The following is a 15,205-nucleotide window of genomic DNA, read 5'->3' as shown; positions in this document are numbered from 1 at the left end:
GCGCGTTTTTGACGCAAACCTCTTGATCAACAGCGGTGGGTGGTGAGGTTCGTGGGGTTAGAGCTTGGTCCAGGCCTCGGTTAGGACTGTGCGGAGGATCTGCTCGATCTCGTCGAAGTGTTGCTGCTCGGCGATCAGGGGTGGGGCCAGTTGGATGACCGGGTCGCCCCGGTCGTCGGCCCGGCAGTAGAGGCCCGCCTGGAACAGGGCGGTCGAGAGGAAGCCCCGCAGCAGACGCTCCGACTCGGCCTCGGTGAAGGTCTCCCGGGTGGTCTTGTCCTTGACCAGTTCAATGCCGTAGAAGTAGCCGTCGCCGCGGACGTCGCCGACGATCGGCAGGTCGTACAGCTTCTCCAGGGTGGCCCGGAAGGCGTTCTCGTTGGCGCGTACGTGCCCGACCAGGTCCTCGCGGGCGAACACCTCCAGGTTGGCCAGGGCCACCGCGCAGGAGACCGGGTGGCCACCGAAGGTCACTCCGTGGGCGAACATGCCGGTCTCGGTGAGGAACGGCTCCATCAGCCGGTCGCTGGCGATCATCGCGCCGAGTGGGGCGTAGCCGGAGGTGATGCCCTTGGCGGTGGTGATGATGTCCGGCTGGTAGCCGTAGCGCACCGCGCCGAAGTACTCGCCCAACCGCCCCCACGAGCAGATCACCTCGTCCGAGACGAGCAGCACGTCGTACGTGTCGCAGATCTCCCGTACCCGCTCGAAGTAGCCGGGCGGCGGGGGGAAGCACCCGCCGGAGTTCTGCACGGGCTCCAGGAAGACCGCAGCGACCGTGTCCGGCCCCTCGCGCTCGATGGCCCGACCGATCTCGTCGGCGGCCCAGCGGCCGAACGCCTCGGGGTCGTCGCCGTGCTCGGGTGCCCGGTAGAAGTTCGTGTTCGGCACCTTGATCGCGCCCGGCACCAGTGGCTCGAAGTCGCTCTTGATGCCGGGCAGGCCGGTGATCGACAGGGCGCCCATGGAGGTGCCGTGGTAGGCGATGTACCGGCTGATCACCTTGTACTTGTTGGGCTTTCCGGTGCGCTTGAAGTACGCGCGGGCCAGCTTCCACGCCGCCTCGACGGCCTCGGAGCCGCCGGTGGTGAAGAAGATCCGGTTGAGGTCGCCGGGGGTGAGCGCGGCGATCCTCTCGGCCAGCTCGATGGCCTTCGGGTGCGCGTACGACCAGAGCGGGAAGTAGGCAAGCTCGCCGGCCTGCTTGGCGGCGGCCTCGGCCAGCTCGGTGCGGCCGTGGCCGGCGTTGACCACGAAGAGCCCGGCGAGGCCGTCCAGGTAGCGGCGACCCTGCGCGTCCCACACGTACGCTCCCTCGCCGCGCACGATGGTCGGCACCTCACCGGCGGAGTAGCTCGCCATCCGGGTGAAGTGCATCCAGAGGTGGTCGGTGGCGTTGGCCATGTCAGCCCCATCGGTCGTCGGGCCGGTCAAAGGGGTGAGGCCGGCCGCTCTGCCAACGGTTATCGCACAGTTTCAACCTTCGAAGCAAGTGTTATCGGCGGTATCACGGTCTGTCGGCGACGGATTTAGCGCAGAGGTGTCACAGATGCAACGGAATCCGCACCGCTGTTGGCCGCTTGAGCGGCGGTCGGCAGGAGTCGGAGGTGTGCTGGTGACTGCCTTTGGAGCTGAATCGTTTGCGGCATCACGGCTGCCCTGTGGGGCCGCGCCACGAGCCTTCCCGGATCCGCGCCTTGTCGTCGGCCCGGGGCAGACCGGCTCGTCGCCGGATTCTGCTGTGCGCCGAATCGTTTGCGACATCAGCTCCAAAGGGCCCGTCCGGTGGTAGCGCCTCCATCGCCCGCCGGCTCGATCCACTCCAGTTCGCTGAAATCGCGGTGTCCGGGCGTGGTGGATACCGCGACTTCGGTGAAGTCGAGTGGATCAAGCGCGGGGGCGGGACGCGCGGGCCGGAGACCGGGGAGGGCGGTCCGGGGTCGGGAGGCGCGGACCGGGGACCGGGGAGGGCGGTCCGGGGTCGGGGCGGCGCGGGTCTTGGGACGCTGGTGGGGCACTTCGGGGACGGTCAGGGGGCGTCCTGGTTGCGCGCCAACACGTCCCACCGCAACACGCCGGTAGGTCGCAGACGTGGACACACAGCGTGGCTATCGTCCGCCGCAACGTGCATCGAGCGGCGTCGCAGCGCGCCTGCTGGGCGAACGATCCCGGATCGTCCGCCACGGCACGGAGGAGCGGCGGGAGGTCGGATGGCGAACGAGGCGTTGCGGGTGGCGATGGCCGAGGCGGGGGAGACGGTCGAGTCGTTGGCCGAGAAGGTTGGCGTCGACCCGAAGACGGCGGCGCGGTGGCTCGCTTCGGGGCGCATCCCGCATCCGCGTACCCGGGTGGCGGTGGCCGAGGTTCTGCGCCGGGACGCGGCCGATCTCTGGCCGGAGCCGTTCCGCCGTCGTGACCTGCCGTGGTTCCGGCCGTGGGCCGAGCTGGAACAGGACGCCACGTCACTCCGGTCCTACCAGCCGCTGCTCGTGCCGGGTCTGCTCCAGACCGAGGGGTACGCCCGGGCGATCCTGGGCACCGGTGGGCTGGTCGCACCGTCCGAGGTGGACCAGATCGTGGCGGGCCGCCTCGAACGGCAGGCGGTCCTGTGCCGCGATGTTCCACCGCAGCTCGTGGCGGTGATCGACGAGGTGGTGCTGCGCCGGCCGGTCGGCGACCGCGCCGTGATGGCCGGCCAGTTGGCCCACCTCGCGAGAGTGGCCGAGTGGGAGCACGTGCAGGTCAGGGTCATCCCGGCCGAGAGCCCGTGGCACACCGGGCTGGCCGGCCCCTTCGTGCTGGGCCGGCTGCCCGACGGGACCGAATTGGCGTATCTCGACAACCAGCTCCGCGGTCAGGTCGTGACCGATCCCCTCGACGTCGCTAGCCTGGGACGCAGGTGGGAGAGCGTCACCGGCGAGGCGTTCCCCCAACGCCGGTCGATCGAGCTGATCAGGGAAGTGGCCACGACATGGACATGACCGACGCCCGCTGGCACACCGCGACCCGCAGCAGCAACAACGGTGGCGACTGCGTTGAGGTGGCCGACAACCTGCCCGGCCGGGTGCTGGTGCGCGACAGCAAGGACCGCGACGGAGGCACCCTGACCTTCGCGCCGACCGCCTGGGCGTCGTTCGTTCAAGAGGTCCACACAACGCACCGCTGATCCACTCGGGATCACGGAAACCGGGGCATCAGGGCGGCCCGGACACCCCGACTTCCGGAAAGCCGAGTCGATCAACAGCCGATCACCGACCTCAGGCCGTGCCCCAGGTGTAGGTCTGCTTGCGCAGCTTGAGATAGACGAACGCCTCGGTGGAGAGCACCCCGGGCACCGCCCGCAGCCGTTGCAGGATCTCCAGCAGGTGGTCGTCGTTGCGGCAGACCACCTCGGTGAGCAGGTCGAACGACCCGGCGGTGATCACCACGTAGTCGACCTCGTCCAACTCGGCCAGCCGGTCGGCTACCGCTTCCAGGTCGCCGTCGGTACGCAGGCCGATCATCGCCTGCCGGTTGAAGCCGAGCTGGAGCGGATCGGTCACCGCCACGATCTGCATCACGCCGGAGTCGAGCAGCCGCTGCACCCGCTGGCGGACCGCCGCCTCGGACAGCCCCACCGCCTTGCCGATCGTCGCGTACGGGCGGCGGCCGTCCTCCTGGAGCTGCTCAATGATCTGCTTGGCCACGTCATCCAGCAGAGCGTGATTGGCACCGTCACGGACAGCGACGCGTCGACCGCCATTGCTGTTCTCGTGCTGCCGGTTTGTCATTGCCCGCTCCCCATGTCCCGAATCGTGATGTCGCGCGTGTATCACCGCGTAGTCTGGCGTATTTCGTCGTGCATCGCTATTCCGGCAACGGAATCCCTTGTAAGGGAGGTCACCTCATGTCAGGATCAGTCGTCCATGGCACTTGACCCTCCCGACATTCCCGCCGGCGTGCCTCCCCGTCCCGCCCGCCGACGATGACCCCCTAGGAGTCGTCATGCGTACTCCCCTCCGGCCCCTCTCCCGGCGTGGACTGCTCACCGGCACTCTCGGTTCGGCCGCCCTGCTCACCATGGGTGGCAGCCTCGCGGGCTGCGGCACCAAGGGCGCGCAACAGACCGAAGCTGGCTGCGTCAGCGAGGACCTCTCCGGCACCGAGAAGAAACTGGCCTTCGCCAACTGGCCGCAGTACATGGACGTCGACGAGAAGGACGAGTCCAAGCGGCCGAGCCTCGACGAGTTCATCACGAAGACCGGCATTCAGGTGACCTACACCGAGGACATCAACGACAACAACGAATTCTTCGGCAAGGTGCAGAACCAGCTCGCCGCCTGCCAGAGCACCGACCGGGACATCATCGTGCTGACCGACTGGATGGCCGCCCGGATGATCCGGCTCGGCTGGATCCAGAAGCTGGACCCGGCGAAGATCCCGAACGTGCAGGCCAACCTGCTTCCATCGTTGCTCAACCGCCCCTTCGACGCCGAGAACCGGATCTCCATTCCGTGGCAGTCCGGCCTCGCTGGCCTTGCCTACAACGGCAACGTCACCAAGGAACTGCGGACGGTCGACGAACTGCTCACCCGCCCCGACCTCAAGGGCAAGGTGACAGCGCTCAGCGAGATGCGCGACACCATGGGCCTGCTGCTCGGGTCGAACGGGCACGACCCGGCGAACTTCACCGCCGCCCAGTTCGACGACGCCCTCAACAAGCTCAAGAAGGCCGTCGACTCCGGGCAGATCCGCAAGTTCACCGGTAACGACTACGCGCCCGACCTGGCCAAGGGCGACATCGCCGCGTGCATCGGTTGGTCCGGCGACGTCATCCAACTGTCCGGTGAGGACGAGAAGGTGCGGTTCGTCGCGCCGGACTCGGGCGTGATGCTCTACAGCGACAACATGATGGTCCCCAACAAGGCCACCCACAAGGGCAACGCCGAAGCGCTGATCAACTATTACTACGAGCCGGCGGTCGCGGCGAAGCTGGCCGCGTACGTCAACTACATCTGCCCGGTCAAGGGCGCTCAGGCCGAGATGGAGAAGATCGACCCCGAGTTGGCCGCCAACCCGCTGATCTTCCCCGACGACGCGCTGCTGTCGAAGTCCAAGGTGTTCATGGCCCTGGACGAGAAGCAGGAGAAGGAGTACGAGGGCAAGTTCCAACAGGTCATCGGGGCGTGACGAGGATGGCGCGCGAGACACCCGCCGGCGACCTGCGCCTGGCCGACCTCACCAAACGGTTCGGCGTCTTCACAGCTGTCGACGACCTGAGCCTGACCATCGAGCAGGGCTCGTTCTTCGCGTTGCTCGGCGCGTCCGGCTGCGGCAAGACCACCACGTTGCGGATGATCGCCGGCCTGGAGGAGCCGACCAGCGGCCAGGTGCTGCTCGGTGACCGGGACATCGCCCGGCTGCGGCCGTACAAGCGGCCGGTCAACACCGTCTTCCAGAGCTACGCGCTCTTCCCGCACCTCAACATCTTCGAGAACGTCGCCTTCGGGCTGCGCCGACGCGGCATCCGCTCGGTCGACGACGAGGTCACCAGGATGCTGTCGCTGGTGCAACTCGACGGGTACGGCAACCGCCGCCCCGCCCAGCTCTCCGGCGGTCAGCAGCAGCGGGTAGCGCTGGCCCGCGCCCTGATCAACAGGCCGCAGGTGCTGCTGCTCGACGAACCACTGGGCGCACTCGACCTCAAGCTGCGCCGACAGATGCAGATCGAGCTGAAGCGCATTCAGACCGAGGTCGGCATCACCTTCGTGCACGTCACCCACGACCAGGAGGAGGCCATGACCATGGCCGACACCGTCGCGGTGATGAACGCCGGCCGGATCGAGCAGTTGGGTGCCCCGGCCGACATCTACGAGTTTCCCGCCACCGCCTTCGTGGCGAACTTCCTCGGCCAGTCGAACCTGCTCGCCGGCGAGGCCACCGGCGCCAGTGGCGGCGACGTCGCGGTGACGGCGCACGGCACGCGCCTCTCGGTGCCCGCCGGCCGGGCGCGGGCCGACCACGGCCCGGTCCACCTGGGGGTACGCCCCGAGAAGCTGATTCTGGTCGGCTCCGCCGACCAGGTGCCCGCCGGGCATCAGCACGTCACCGGAGTCGTCACCGACGCCTCCTACGTGGGAGTCAGCACGCAGTACCTGCTGCGCACCGGCTGGGGCACCGAGTTGTCGGTCTTCGCCGCCAACAGCGGGACGTCGACGCCCGTGGCGGTCGGCAGCGAGGCCGTGGCGTACTGGGATCCGCGGCACGCGTTCCTGCTGCCCCGCGACGCCGCCGACACCGACCGGACGTCGCCGGTGCTCGACGAGCCGGTGGGTGCGTCGTCGTGACCCTGCTGGCCCCCACCAGGGCGGGGCACCCACCACCCGCGCCACCGGCAGCCCGGTCCGGGCGACGCCGACTCCTGCCGTACCTCCTGTTGTTGCCCGGTGCGGCCTGGCTGCTCATCTTCTTCGGTGTGCCGCTGCTGCAGTTGGCGGCGGCCAGCCTGTACGACCCCAGCGGCTCGCTCTCCACCGGGTACGCGATGACCTGGGCGGTCAGCAACTACCCGGACGTGCTGCAGGCGTACTGGCCGCAGTTCCTGCGCTCGTTCGGCTACGCCGGGCTGGCCCTGGTGCTGGCGTTGCTGCTGGGCTATCCACTCGCGTACGCCATCGCGCAGAAGGCTGGCCGCTGGAAGAACCTGCTGCTGGTTTGCGTCGTCGCGCCGATGTTCACCAGCTTCCTGGTCCGCACGCTGGCCTGGAAGACGATCCTGTCGGACAACGGCGCGCTCGTCGGTCTGCTGCGCGACGTGCACCTGCTCGCCCCGGACGGTCGGCTGCTGGCCACCCCGTTCGCTGTGGTGCTCGGCCTGACGTACAACTTCCTGCCGTTCCTGGTGCTGCCGCTGTACGCGAGCCTGGAGCGGCTGGATCCCCGGTTGCTGGAGGCGGCCACCGACCTGTACGCGAGCCCGGTGCAGGCGTTCCGTCGGGTGACGCTGCCGCTGTCCATGCCCGGTCTGGTCGCCGGCACGCTGCTGTTCTTCATCCCGGCCAGCGGCGACTACATCAACGCCGAACTGCTCGGCACCCCGAACGAATACATGATCGGCAACGTCATCGACTCGGCGTTCCTGGTCCGACTGGACTACCCGCAGGGCGCCGCGCTGTCGTTCCTGCTGATGGCGGCGATCCTCGCGGTGGTCTTCGGCTACCTCCGTCGAGCCGGCACGGAGGAGGTCCTGTGAGCGCGAGGAGTGCAGCGCAGCGGAGCCCCGCAGTCGCGAACGAAAGGCTGCTCTGATGAGGGTTTCCCGTTGGCTCGCGGACCGCTGGGTGATGATCGTGGCGTTGCTGGTGCTCGGCTACCTGGCGCTGCCGATCCTGGTGGTGGCCGCGTTGTCGTTCAACAGGCCGTCGAGCCGACTGTCGTACGACTTCAACGAGTTCACACTGGACAACTGGCGGCAGCCGTGTGCCACCTCGGACATGTGCGACGCGGTGGTCCGCAGCGTGCAGATCGGCTTTCTCGCCACAGTGGTCGCCACAGTGCTCGGCACCCTGATGGCGTTCGCGCTGGTCCGGCACCGCTTCCGTGGCCGATCCGGGATCAACGTACTGATCTTCCTGCCGATGGCCACGCCGGAGCTGGTGATGGGCACATCGTTGCTGGCCCTGTTCGTGTCGGCGGGCGTACCGCAGGGTTTCTGGACCATCGTGATCGCGCACGTGATGTTCTGCGTGTCGTTCGTGGTGGTGACAGTGAAGGCGCGGCTCGCCGGGATGGACCGACGGCTGGAGGAGGCCGCCATGGACCTCTACGCCAACGAGTGGCAGACCTTCCGGCGGATCACCCTGCCGCTGGTGCTGCCCGGCATCGTGGCCGCCGCGTTGCTGGCCTTCTCGCTGAGCTTCGACGACTTCATCATCACCAACTTCAACGCCGGCACCACTGTCACGTTCCCGATGTACGTCTGGGGCGCTGCCCAGCGCGGCATCCCACCGCAGGTCAACGTGATCGGCACCGCGATGTTCGCTGTCGCGCTGCTGCTCGTGGGGCTCAGTTCGCTGCGCGGTCGACGGGCCCGCCGCGCCAACCTGCTGGCCGGGCCGTCAGGTCACCTGCGTCGGTCGTCATGACCCTCCCGGATGCGGTTCTTCCGACCGGTGTGGCCTCATGACGCTCCCGCATACCGGCCGGGCGTTGGCCGACGCGGCACCCGTGCCGTACTGGCTCGATCGCCCGGACCGCCCCGACCCGCTACCGCCACTGAGCGGTCGGCACTCCGCCGACCTGCTGGTGATCGGCGGCGGTTACAGCGGACTGTGGGCCGCGCTGTTGGCGAAGCAGGCGGACCCGGACCGGGACGTGCTGCTCGTCGACGCCGGGACCTGCGGTTGGGCCGCGTCCGGGCGCAACGGCGGGTTCTGCGCCGCCACGCTGACCCACGGCCTCGCCAACGGCGTCGACCGGTTCCCCGACGAGGTCGGCGAGCTGGAACGCCTCGGCCGGGACAACCTGGACGCCATCGCCGCCACCGTCGCGGCGTTCGACATCGACTGCGACTTCGAGCGCACCGGTGAGCTGGCCGTCGCCGTCGAGCCGTACCAACTCGACGGGCTGGCCGCCGACGCGGACCTGGCCCGCCGGTACGGCCACCGAGTGCGGCTGCTCGACCGGGACGAGGTGCGCGCCGAGGTGCACTCACCGACGTACCTGGGTGGGATGTTCGACGCCGACCGGGTGGCCATGGTGGACCCGGCGAAGTTGGCTTGGGGTCTGCGCCGCGCCTGCCTCGACCTCGGCGTACGCGTGCACGAACACACCCGGGTCACCGGCCTGCGCGCCGACAACGCCGCGGTGCACGCCAGCACGCTGGGCACCGATCCCACCGCCCAGCCGGCCGATTCTGGTCGAGCCGACACCCGGGCCGCCGGCCTGCCCGGCTCGATCCGGGCGCGCCGGGTCGTGCTGGCCACCAACGCGTTCCCGCCGCTGCTGCGTCGGCTGCGGGCGTACCTGGTGCCGGTCTACGACCACGTGCTGATGACCGAGCCGCTCACCCCGGCCCAGCGTGACGCCATCGGTTGGCGCAACCGGCAGGGGCTCGCCGACACCGCCAACCAGTTCCACTACTACCGGATCACCACCGACGGGCGGATCCTCTTCGGCGGTTACGACGCCGTCTACCACTACGGCAATCGGGTCGCGCCCGAGTTGGAGCAACGCCCGGCCACCTTCACCACCCTCGCCCGCCACTTCTTCACCACGTTCCCGCAGCTCGCCGACGTGCGGTTCAGCCACCGCTGGGGCGGGGTCATCGACACCTGCACCCGGTTCTGCCCGTTCTTCGGCACCGCCTACGGCGGTCGGCTGGCGTACGCGGCCGGCTACACCGGCCTCGGCGTCGGGGCCACCCGCTTCGGGGCCCGGGTGCTGCTCGACCTGCTCGACGGCGGGAACACCCCGCTGACCCGGCTCGACCTGGTTCGCCGCAAGCCACTGCCGTTCCCGCCGGAACCCGTCCGCGCGGTCGGCATCAATCTCACCCGCTGGTCACTGGCCCGCGCCGACGCGCGTGAGGGTCGGCGCGACCTCTGGCTCCGTACTCTCGATCGTTTCGGTTTGGGGTTTGATTCCTGATGCGTGTCCTCCTCGTCGGCGCCGGTGGCGTCGGCTCCGCCGCCGTAGCCATCGCCGCCCGACGGACCTTCTTCGAGACCATTGTGGTCGCCGACCACGACCCCGTTCGGGCCGAGCGAGCGGTCGCCGGGCACGGTGACCGGTTCGTCGCCGCCCAGGTGGACGCCGCCTCGGCCGACGCGGTCACCGCGCTGTGCCGGGAGCACCGGATCACGCACGTGCTCAACGCCGTGGACCCGCGGTTCGTCATGCCGATCTTCGAGGGCGCGTTCGCGGCCGGCGCGGACTACCTGGACATGGCGATGTCGCTGTCGCACGTCGAGACCGGCGTGAGGCTCGGCGACGAACAGTTCGCGCTGGCGGACACCTGGTCGGCGGCCGGTCGGTTGGCGCTGTGCGGCATCGGGGTCGAGCCCGGCCTCTCCGACGTGTTCGCCCGTTACGCCGCCGACGAACTGTTCAGTGAGATCGACGAGATCGGTGTCCGGGACGGGGCGAACCTCACCGTCGACGGGTACGACTTCGCGCCCTCGTTCTCCATCTGGACCACCATCGAGGAGTGCCTCAACCCGCCGGTCATCTGGGAGAGGGACCGGGGCTGGTTCACCACCGAACCGTTCTCGGAGCCGGAGGTCTTCCACTTTCCGGAGGGGATCGGGCCGGTCGAGTGCGTCAACGTCGAGCACGAGGAGGTGCTGCTCATCCCGCGCTGGGTCAAGGCCCGGCGGGTCACCTTCAAGTACGGCCTCGGCGACGAGTTCATCGAGGTGCTCAAGACGCTGCACAAGCTCGGTCTGGACGCGGTCTCCCCGGTGCGGGTACGTGGCGTCGAGGTCTCCCCGCGTGACGTGGTGGCCGCGAGCCTGCCCGACCCGGCCACGCTCGGTGCCCGGATGCGCGGCAAGACCTGCGCCGGCACCTGGGTACGCGGCCTCGGCCCGGACGGGCAACCCCGCGAGGTGTACCTGTACCACGTGGTCGACAACGAGTGGTCGATGCGGGAGTACGGGCACCAGGCGGTGGTCTGGCAGACCGCCGTCAACCCGGTCGTCGCGTTGGAGTTGCTCGCCAGCGGTGCGTGGGCCGGTGTCGGGGTTCTCGGGCCCGAGGCGCTGCCCCCGATGCCCTTCCTCGACCTGCTGAACGGTTACGGGTCACCATGGGCGATGGAGGAGCGGTGAGCCTGCCCCGCTGACGGCATCGCGACAGTTCCGTCGTCGCCGTTGGCCTCCGATCCTTGTCGATTCGGTGCGTGGTGATCTGCGGCTTTTGTTGGTGCTGACACCCGCACGATCGGCCCTGCCGTGCCGACCTGGAGGTGTGCCGCACCTGCCGACTCGGCGCCCGCGAGCGCGCCCACCGATCTTTTCCGGGAAGCGAAAGGCGCAGGTGACGAACGCGACGGGGGATATTGCAGACTGTGTTTGCGACGACACTCATCGCCGTGACGATGCAACCACCACAGAACCCGGGGCCGCCGTACCCGCCGTCGTTCGGCCAGACGCCCCGACCGAACTGGTTCCGCCGGGCCACTCCCGCCGGCCAGGTCGCCGTGATCCTCGGCTCGGTGACGCTGTCGCTCCTGCTGCTCTGCTGCACCGGCACCGCCATCGTCGGCGCGTTGACCGGCGAACCGGAACCGACCAAGACCGGCGGCACTGCCGCCGAGCAGCCGCAGCAGCCGATCCTGGCCGCACCCGGCGAGCCGACCGAAGAGGTCCCGGCCCAGGAGGAGTCGCCGATCGCCGCGCCCTCGTCGGTGCCCGCCACTGCGCCCTCGTCGGCGGCAGTCGTGCCAGTGGTGCAGGTGACGACAGTGACGGAGCGGGCCACCATCCGGTACGGCGAGCGGACCGTCAAGGACTCGTCACTGGCCGAGGGCAAGCGGGTCGTCCGGACCAAGGGCGTGAACGGCGTCCGGACCCTGACCTACGAGGTGACCAGCACCGACGGCGTGCGGACGAACAAGAAGCTGGTCAAATCCGCCGTGACGAAGCAACCGGTGACCCAGGTCGTGGCCGTCGGCACCAAGAAGCCGCAGTCGTCAAAGTGCGACCCGAACTACAGCGGCTGCGTCCCGATCGCCAGCGACGTCGACTGCGCGGGTGGCAGTGGCAACGGTCCCGCCTACGTCAGCGGGCCGATCAGGGTGATCGGCGACGACATCTACGACCTGGACCGAGACGGCGACGGCATAGCCTGCGACTAACCCCGCCCCCCCGTCCCCGCCCCCGGTCCCGCCCGCCCCGCCCCGCCCCCGCGATCTTGCATTTTCTGTGCTCACCTTTCGCTGCATATAGGGCGTATCGGCGACAGGAAGTGCAAGATCGCGGGATGGAGGTCGCGGGGCGGACAGTCTGGGGCGTGAGGCGCTAGCACGGCACGAGGTGGGGTTGGGAGTTGTCCACAGGGGGGAGTGTTTTCCACAGGTCGGCGTCGCGGGACCTTTCTGGGGTCCTGGGTTGGTCAGCCTGCTCCCATGGCTACTCAGTTGTGGCGTACCGACGCACTCATGCGGCAGCTCACCGTTGGTCGGATCCGTAGTCGCCTCGACCGCGAGGAACTGCACCGCGTACGCAGAGGGGTCTACGCCGATCAACCCTGCAGCGACGATGACGAACTGCGTGCACTGATGCTCAGGCTGCCCGACGGGGCGATGTTGGCGAGGCAGAGTGCCGCCCGCCGACACGGCTTCGCGGTGCTGCGTGACGATCTGATCCACGTTCATCTGCCCGCCGAGGTGCCGAAGCCGCGTCTACCCGGGGTGGTCGTTCACCGGACGGTTCTACCCGCTCACCCGGTCTTCGTCGACGGTCTGCCCTGTGTGCCGGCGGCTCGCTGTGCAGTCGACCTGGCTCGTGCCGTTCGGCGACTCGACGCACTCCCGGTACTCGATGCTGCGCTCCGGTCGGGCTTGGTCACCCAGGATGACCTGCTGGCCGAGGTCGCAGCCCACAATGCGTTGCGTGGTGTCCGCCAAGCCCGCCAACTCATACCGCTGGCGGACGGCAGGGCGGAGTGCCGACAGGAGAGCCAGTTGCGACTGATTTTGATCGATGGGGGATTGCCTCCACCGGAGCCGCAACTATGGGTGGCCGACCGTTACGGCATACCTGTCTACCGGCTCGATCTGGATAACCGCGAACGCCGGATCGGTATCGAGTACGACGGACTGTCGCACCTGGACCGTGACAGGCTCAGGCATGACCGAGAGCGGGTCAACTGGCTGGATGGAGCAGGTTGGCGGATGCGCTATTTCACCGATCGTGACCTCTACCGCCGTCCCCAATACATCAAAGCCACCATCCGCGCCGCCCTCTCCTAACCAACCTCACCCACCCTCCTCACCCACCCGCCCCCGCCCTGCCCCCTCCCCGCGCCAAGTGGGTAACCCGACAGGGTGGGCAGTGATCGAAGTGTGATGCGGGTGCTGCTCGCCCCGCTGCGCCCCGCTGCGCCCCGCTGCGCCCCGCTGCGCCCCGCTGCGCCCCGCTGCGCTGTGCTCCGCTCTCACTCCCGCCCCCGTCGATCTTGCACTTTCCGTCCCGACAAATAACTCATCAAGGGCATTGCGGCAACGCAAAGTGCAAGATCGGCGGGGCGGGAGGGCGGGGCGGGCGGAGTGCGGGCGGAGTGCGGGCGGAGGGCGGGCGGAGCGGGGCGGGGGTGGGGCTGGGTAGGTGCCGCCGGATCTGTGGCGCCGGGCTCAGGGGGCTAGGTGGGAGCGGATGAGGAAGCGGACGCCTTCGGGGGCCTCCAGAGAGAAGCCGCTGCCTCTGCCGGGCACCACGTCGACGGTCAACGTGGTGTGTTTCCACAGCTCCCACTGGGACTTCGACATCCAGAACTCGACCGGCTCGGTCACCCCGTCGACCGCGAGGGCGGCGAGCAGCACGTCGGACGAGCCGGTGCGGAACTCGCCCGCCGGGAAGCACATCGGGGCACTGCCGTCGCAGCAGCCGCCGGACTGGTGGAACATCAGCGGGCCGTGCCGCCCCCGCAGCGACCGGATCAACTCGGCCGCTGCGGGGGTGACGGAAACGACCGGCATCAGAAGAAGCCGAGCTTCTTGGTGGAGTAGCTGACCAGGAGATTCTTGGTCTGCTGGTAGTGCTCCAGCATCATCTTGTGGTTCTCCCGACCGATGCCGGACTGCTTGTACCCGCCGAACGCGGCGTGCGCCGGGTACGCGTGGTAGCAGTTGGTCCACACCCGCCCGGCCTGGATGGCCCGCCCGGCCCGGTACGCGGTGTTCATGTCCCGACTCCACACGCCCGCGCCCAGCCCGTAAAGGGTGTCGTTGGCGATCTTCACGGCGTCGTCGAGGTCGGCGAAGGAGGTTACCGAGACGACCGGCCCGAAGATCTCCTCCTGGAAGATCCGCATGGAGTTGTCGCCCTCGAAGATGGTCGGCTCGACGTAGTACCCGCCCGACAGCTCGCCGCCCAGATCCGCGCGTGACCCTCCGGTCAGCACCTTGGCGCCCTCTTTCCGGCCGATGTCGAGATAGGACAGGATCTTCTCCAACTGGTCGTTGGAGGCCTGCGCCCCGATCATCGTGTCGGTGTCCAGGGGATGCCCCTGCACGATCTGCTCGGTGCGGGCGACCCCCGCGGCCAGGAAGTCGCTGTAGTGGCCCTGCTGGATCAGCGCCCGGGACGGGCAGGTGCAAACCTCGCCCTGGTTGAGCGCGAACATGGTGAAGCCTTCCAGGGCCTTGTCCAGGAAGTCGTCGGATGCGGCGCTGACGTCGTCGAAGAAGATGTTCGGGCTCTTGCCCCCCAGCTCCAGCGTGACGGGTTTGATGTTCTCACTGGCGTACTGCATGATCAGCCGCCCGGTGGTCGTCTCGCCGGTGAAGGCCACCTTCGCGACCCGGGCCGAGGACGCCAGCGGTTTGCCGGCCTCCACGCCGAAACCGTTGACGATGTTCAGCACTCCCGGCGGCAGCAGGTCCGCCACCAGCGACAGCCAGTAGTGGATGGACGCCGGTGTCTGCTCGGCCGGTTTGAGCACCACGGCGTTGCCGGCGGCGAGCGCGGGCGCGAGCTTCCAGGTCGCCATCAGGATCGGGAAGTTCCACGGGATGATCTGCCCGACCACGCCGAGCGGCTCGTGGAAGTGGTACGCCACTGTGTCGTCGTCGAGTTCGCCCAGGGAGCCCTCCTGGGCCCGGATCGCCCCGGCGAAGTAGCGGAAGTGGTCGATGGCGAGCGGGATGTCGGCGGCCAGTGTCTCCCGGACCGGCTTGCCGTTCTCCCAGCTCTCGGCAATGGCCAGGGATTCCAGGTTCTCCTGCATCCGGTCGGCGATCCGGTTGAGGATCAGCGCCCGTTCGGCCACCGAGGTGCGGCCCCAGGCGTCGGCGGCGCCATGGGCGGCGTCGAGGGCCTTCTCCACGTCGGGTGCGGTGCCGCGGGCGACCTCGGTGAAGGTCTGCCCGGTGACCGGCGTCGGGTTCTCGAAGTAAGCGCCGCCCTGCGGCTTGACGTACTCGCCGCCGATGTAGTGGTCGTAACGGGACTGCCAGTGGGTGGGCGCGTCGTAGCGCGTCATGGTTACCTCCGCCGTCGTTGTG

General features: G+C 68.8%; 14 protein-coding genes. 10 read left to right on the top strand and 4 right to left on the bottom strand.

The window, feature by feature from the left end:
* Positions 1-57: 57 nt before the first annotated feature.
* Positions 58-1,404 carry an aspartate aminotransferase family protein gene (locus tag FB453_RS02595; RefSeq protein WP_145787217.1) on the bottom strand — a complete coding sequence of 449 codons (1,347 nt, stop codon included), beginning with the start codon at positions 1,402-1,404 and terminating at the stop codon, positions 58-60.
* An 806-nt stretch (positions 1,405-2,210) separates the two neighbouring features.
* Here FB453_RS02595 and FB453_RS02590 point away from each other — a divergent pair.
* Both FB453_RS02590 and FB453_RS02585 read left to right on the top strand, forming a co-directional pair.
* Positions 2,211-2,981, top strand: coding sequence for a Scr1 family TA system antitoxin-like transcriptional regulator (locus FB453_RS02590; RefSeq protein WP_145787215.1), 771 nt, complete (start codon positions 2,211-2,213; stop codon positions 2,979-2,981).
* Positions 2,978-3,166 carry a DUF397 domain-containing protein gene (locus FB453_RS02585; protein WP_145787838.1) on the top strand — a complete coding sequence of 63 codons (189 nt, stop codon included), beginning with the start codon at positions 2,978-2,980 and terminating at the stop codon, positions 3,164-3,166. The genes FB453_RS02590 and FB453_RS02585 overlap by 4 nt, the downstream gene beginning before the upstream one ends.
* Before the next feature lie 91 nt (positions 3,167-3,257).
* Here the strand turns inward: FB453_RS02585 and FB453_RS02580 are convergent, their stop codons facing one another.
* Positions 3,258-3,770 carry an Lrp/AsnC family transcriptional regulator gene (locus tag FB453_RS02580; RefSeq protein WP_091394101.1) on the bottom strand — a complete coding sequence of 171 codons (513 nt, stop codon included), beginning with the start codon at positions 3,768-3,770 and terminating at the stop codon, positions 3,258-3,260.
* A gap of 214 nt (positions 3,771-3,984) precedes the next feature.
* On the opposite strand from FB453_RS02580, the gene FB453_RS02575 reads away from it, so the two are divergent.
* From FB453_RS02575 to FB453_RS02540, 8 genes are all read left to right on the top strand, one after another.
* A complete protein-coding gene (locus FB453_RS02575) occupies positions 3,985-5,169 on the top strand; it encodes a polyamine ABC transporter substrate-binding protein (RefSeq protein WP_091394098.1) in 1,185 nt (394 codons plus the stop codon).
* Between the two features lie 5 nt (positions 5,170-5,174).
* Entirely contained in the window at positions 5,175-6,326 is a 1,152-nt protein-coding gene (locus FB453_RS02570) for an ABC transporter ATP-binding protein (protein WP_145787213.1), read from the top strand.
* On the top strand, positions 6,323-7,231 hold the full coding sequence (locus FB453_RS02565) for an ABC transporter permease (protein WP_091394093.1): 909 nt from the start codon (positions 6,323-6,325) through the stop codon (positions 7,229-7,231). Before FB453_RS02570 ends, FB453_RS02565 begins: the two co-directional genes overlap by 4 nt.
* A gap of 55 nt (positions 7,232-7,286) precedes the next feature.
* Positions 7,287-8,123, top strand: a complete 837-nt coding sequence (locus FB453_RS02560) for an ABC transporter permease (RefSeq protein WP_186718014.1) — start codon at positions 7,287-7,289, stop codon at positions 8,121-8,123.
* A gap of 37 nt (positions 8,124-8,160) precedes the next feature.
* Positions 8,161-9,627 (top strand): FAD-dependent oxidoreductase, encoded by a 1,467-nt coding sequence (locus FB453_RS02555; protein WP_145787210.1) that lies wholly within the window; start codon positions 8,161-8,163, stop codon positions 9,625-9,627.
* Positions 9,627-10,808, top strand: coding sequence for a saccharopine dehydrogenase family protein (locus FB453_RS02550; RefSeq protein WP_112731256.1), 1,182 nt, complete (start codon positions 9,627-9,629; stop codon positions 10,806-10,808). Before FB453_RS02555 ends, FB453_RS02550 begins: the two co-directional genes overlap by 1 nt.
* Before the next feature lie 269 nt (positions 10,809-11,077).
* The gene (locus tag FB453_RS02545) at positions 11,078-11,836 is read left to right on the top strand and encodes a G5 domain-containing protein (protein WP_486480158.1); all 759 of its coding nucleotides are present in this window, start codon (positions 11,078-11,080) and stop codon (positions 11,834-11,836) included.
* Between the two features lie 270 nt (positions 11,837-12,106).
* Entirely contained in the window at positions 12,107-12,952 is an 846-nt protein-coding gene (locus tag FB453_RS02540) for a hypothetical protein (protein WP_145787206.1), read from the top strand.
* A gap of 381 nt (positions 12,953-13,333) precedes the next feature.
* On the opposite strand, the gene FB453_RS02535 is transcribed toward FB453_RS02540, so the two are convergent.
* Together FB453_RS02535 and adh are read right to left on the bottom strand one after the other, a co-directional pair.
* Positions 13,334-13,678, bottom strand: a complete 345-nt coding sequence (locus tag FB453_RS02535) for a DUF779 domain-containing protein (protein WP_486480136.1) — start codon at positions 13,676-13,678, stop codon at positions 13,334-13,336.
* Positions 13,678-15,183, bottom strand: a complete 1,506-nt coding sequence (gene adh / locus FB453_RS02530) for an aldehyde dehydrogenase (RefSeq protein ID WP_112698504.1) — start codon at positions 15,181-15,183, stop codon at positions 13,678-13,680. The genes FB453_RS02535 and adh overlap by 1 nt, the downstream gene beginning before the upstream one ends.
* Positions 15,184-15,205: the final 22 nt, after the last annotated feature.

Source organism: Micromonospora sp. CNZ322 (genome assembly GCF_007827755.1).
Note: the sequence above shows the minus strand (reverse complement) of the source record. Positions and strands in the feature narration are given on the sequence as shown.

What these genes read in the sequence shown, in the direction of transcription:
- FB453_RS02550 (WP_112731256.1), top strand. Translation starts at nt 9,627, where the DNA reads ATGCGTGTCCTCCTCGTCGGCGCCGGTGGCGTCGGCTCCGCCGCCGTA.
- FB453_RS02580 (WP_091394101.1), bottom strand. Translation starts at nt 3,770, where the DNA reads ATGACAAACCGGCAGCACGAGAACAGCAATGGCGGTCGACGCGTCGCT.
- FB453_RS02560 (WP_186718014.1), top strand. Translation starts at nt 7,287, where the DNA reads ATGAGGGTTTCCCGTTGGCTCGCGGACCGCTGGGTGATGATCGTGGCG.
- FB453_RS02585 (WP_145787838.1), top strand. Translation starts at nt 2,978, where the DNA reads ATGACCGACGCCCGCTGGCACACCGCGACCCGCAGCAGCAACAACGGT.
- FB453_RS02540 (WP_145787206.1), top strand. Translation starts at nt 12,107, where the DNA reads ATGGCTACTCAGTTGTGGCGTACCGACGCACTCATGCGGCAGCTCACC.
- FB453_RS02555 (WP_145787210.1), top strand. Translation starts at nt 8,161, where the DNA reads ATGACGCTCCCGCATACCGGCCGGGCGTTGGCCGACGCGGCACCCGTG.
- FB453_RS02590 (WP_145787215.1), top strand. Translation starts at nt 2,211, where the DNA reads ATGGCGAACGAGGCGTTGCGGGTGGCGATGGCCGAGGCGGGGGAGACG.
- FB453_RS02570 (WP_145787213.1), top strand. Translation starts at nt 5,175, where the DNA reads ATGGCGCGCGAGACACCCGCCGGCGACCTGCGCCTGGCCGACCTCACC.
- FB453_RS02575 (WP_091394098.1), top strand. Translation starts at nt 3,985, where the DNA reads ATGCGTACTCCCCTCCGGCCCCTCTCCCGGCGTGGACTGCTCACCGGC.
- FB453_RS02545 (WP_486480158.1), top strand. Translation starts at nt 11,078, where the DNA reads ATGCAACCACCACAGAACCCGGGGCCGCCGTACCCGCCGTCGTTCGGC.
- adh (WP_112698504.1), bottom strand. Translation starts at nt 15,183, where the DNA reads ATGACGCGCTACGACGCGCCCACCCACTGGCAGTCCCGTTACGACCAC.
- FB453_RS02535 (WP_486480136.1), bottom strand. Translation starts at nt 13,678, where the DNA reads ATGCCGGTCGTTTCCGTCACCCCCGCAGCGGCCGAGTTGATCCGGTCG.
- FB453_RS02595 (WP_145787217.1), bottom strand. Translation starts at nt 1,404, where the DNA reads ATGGCCAACGCCACCGACCACCTCTGGATGCACTTCACCCGGATGGCG.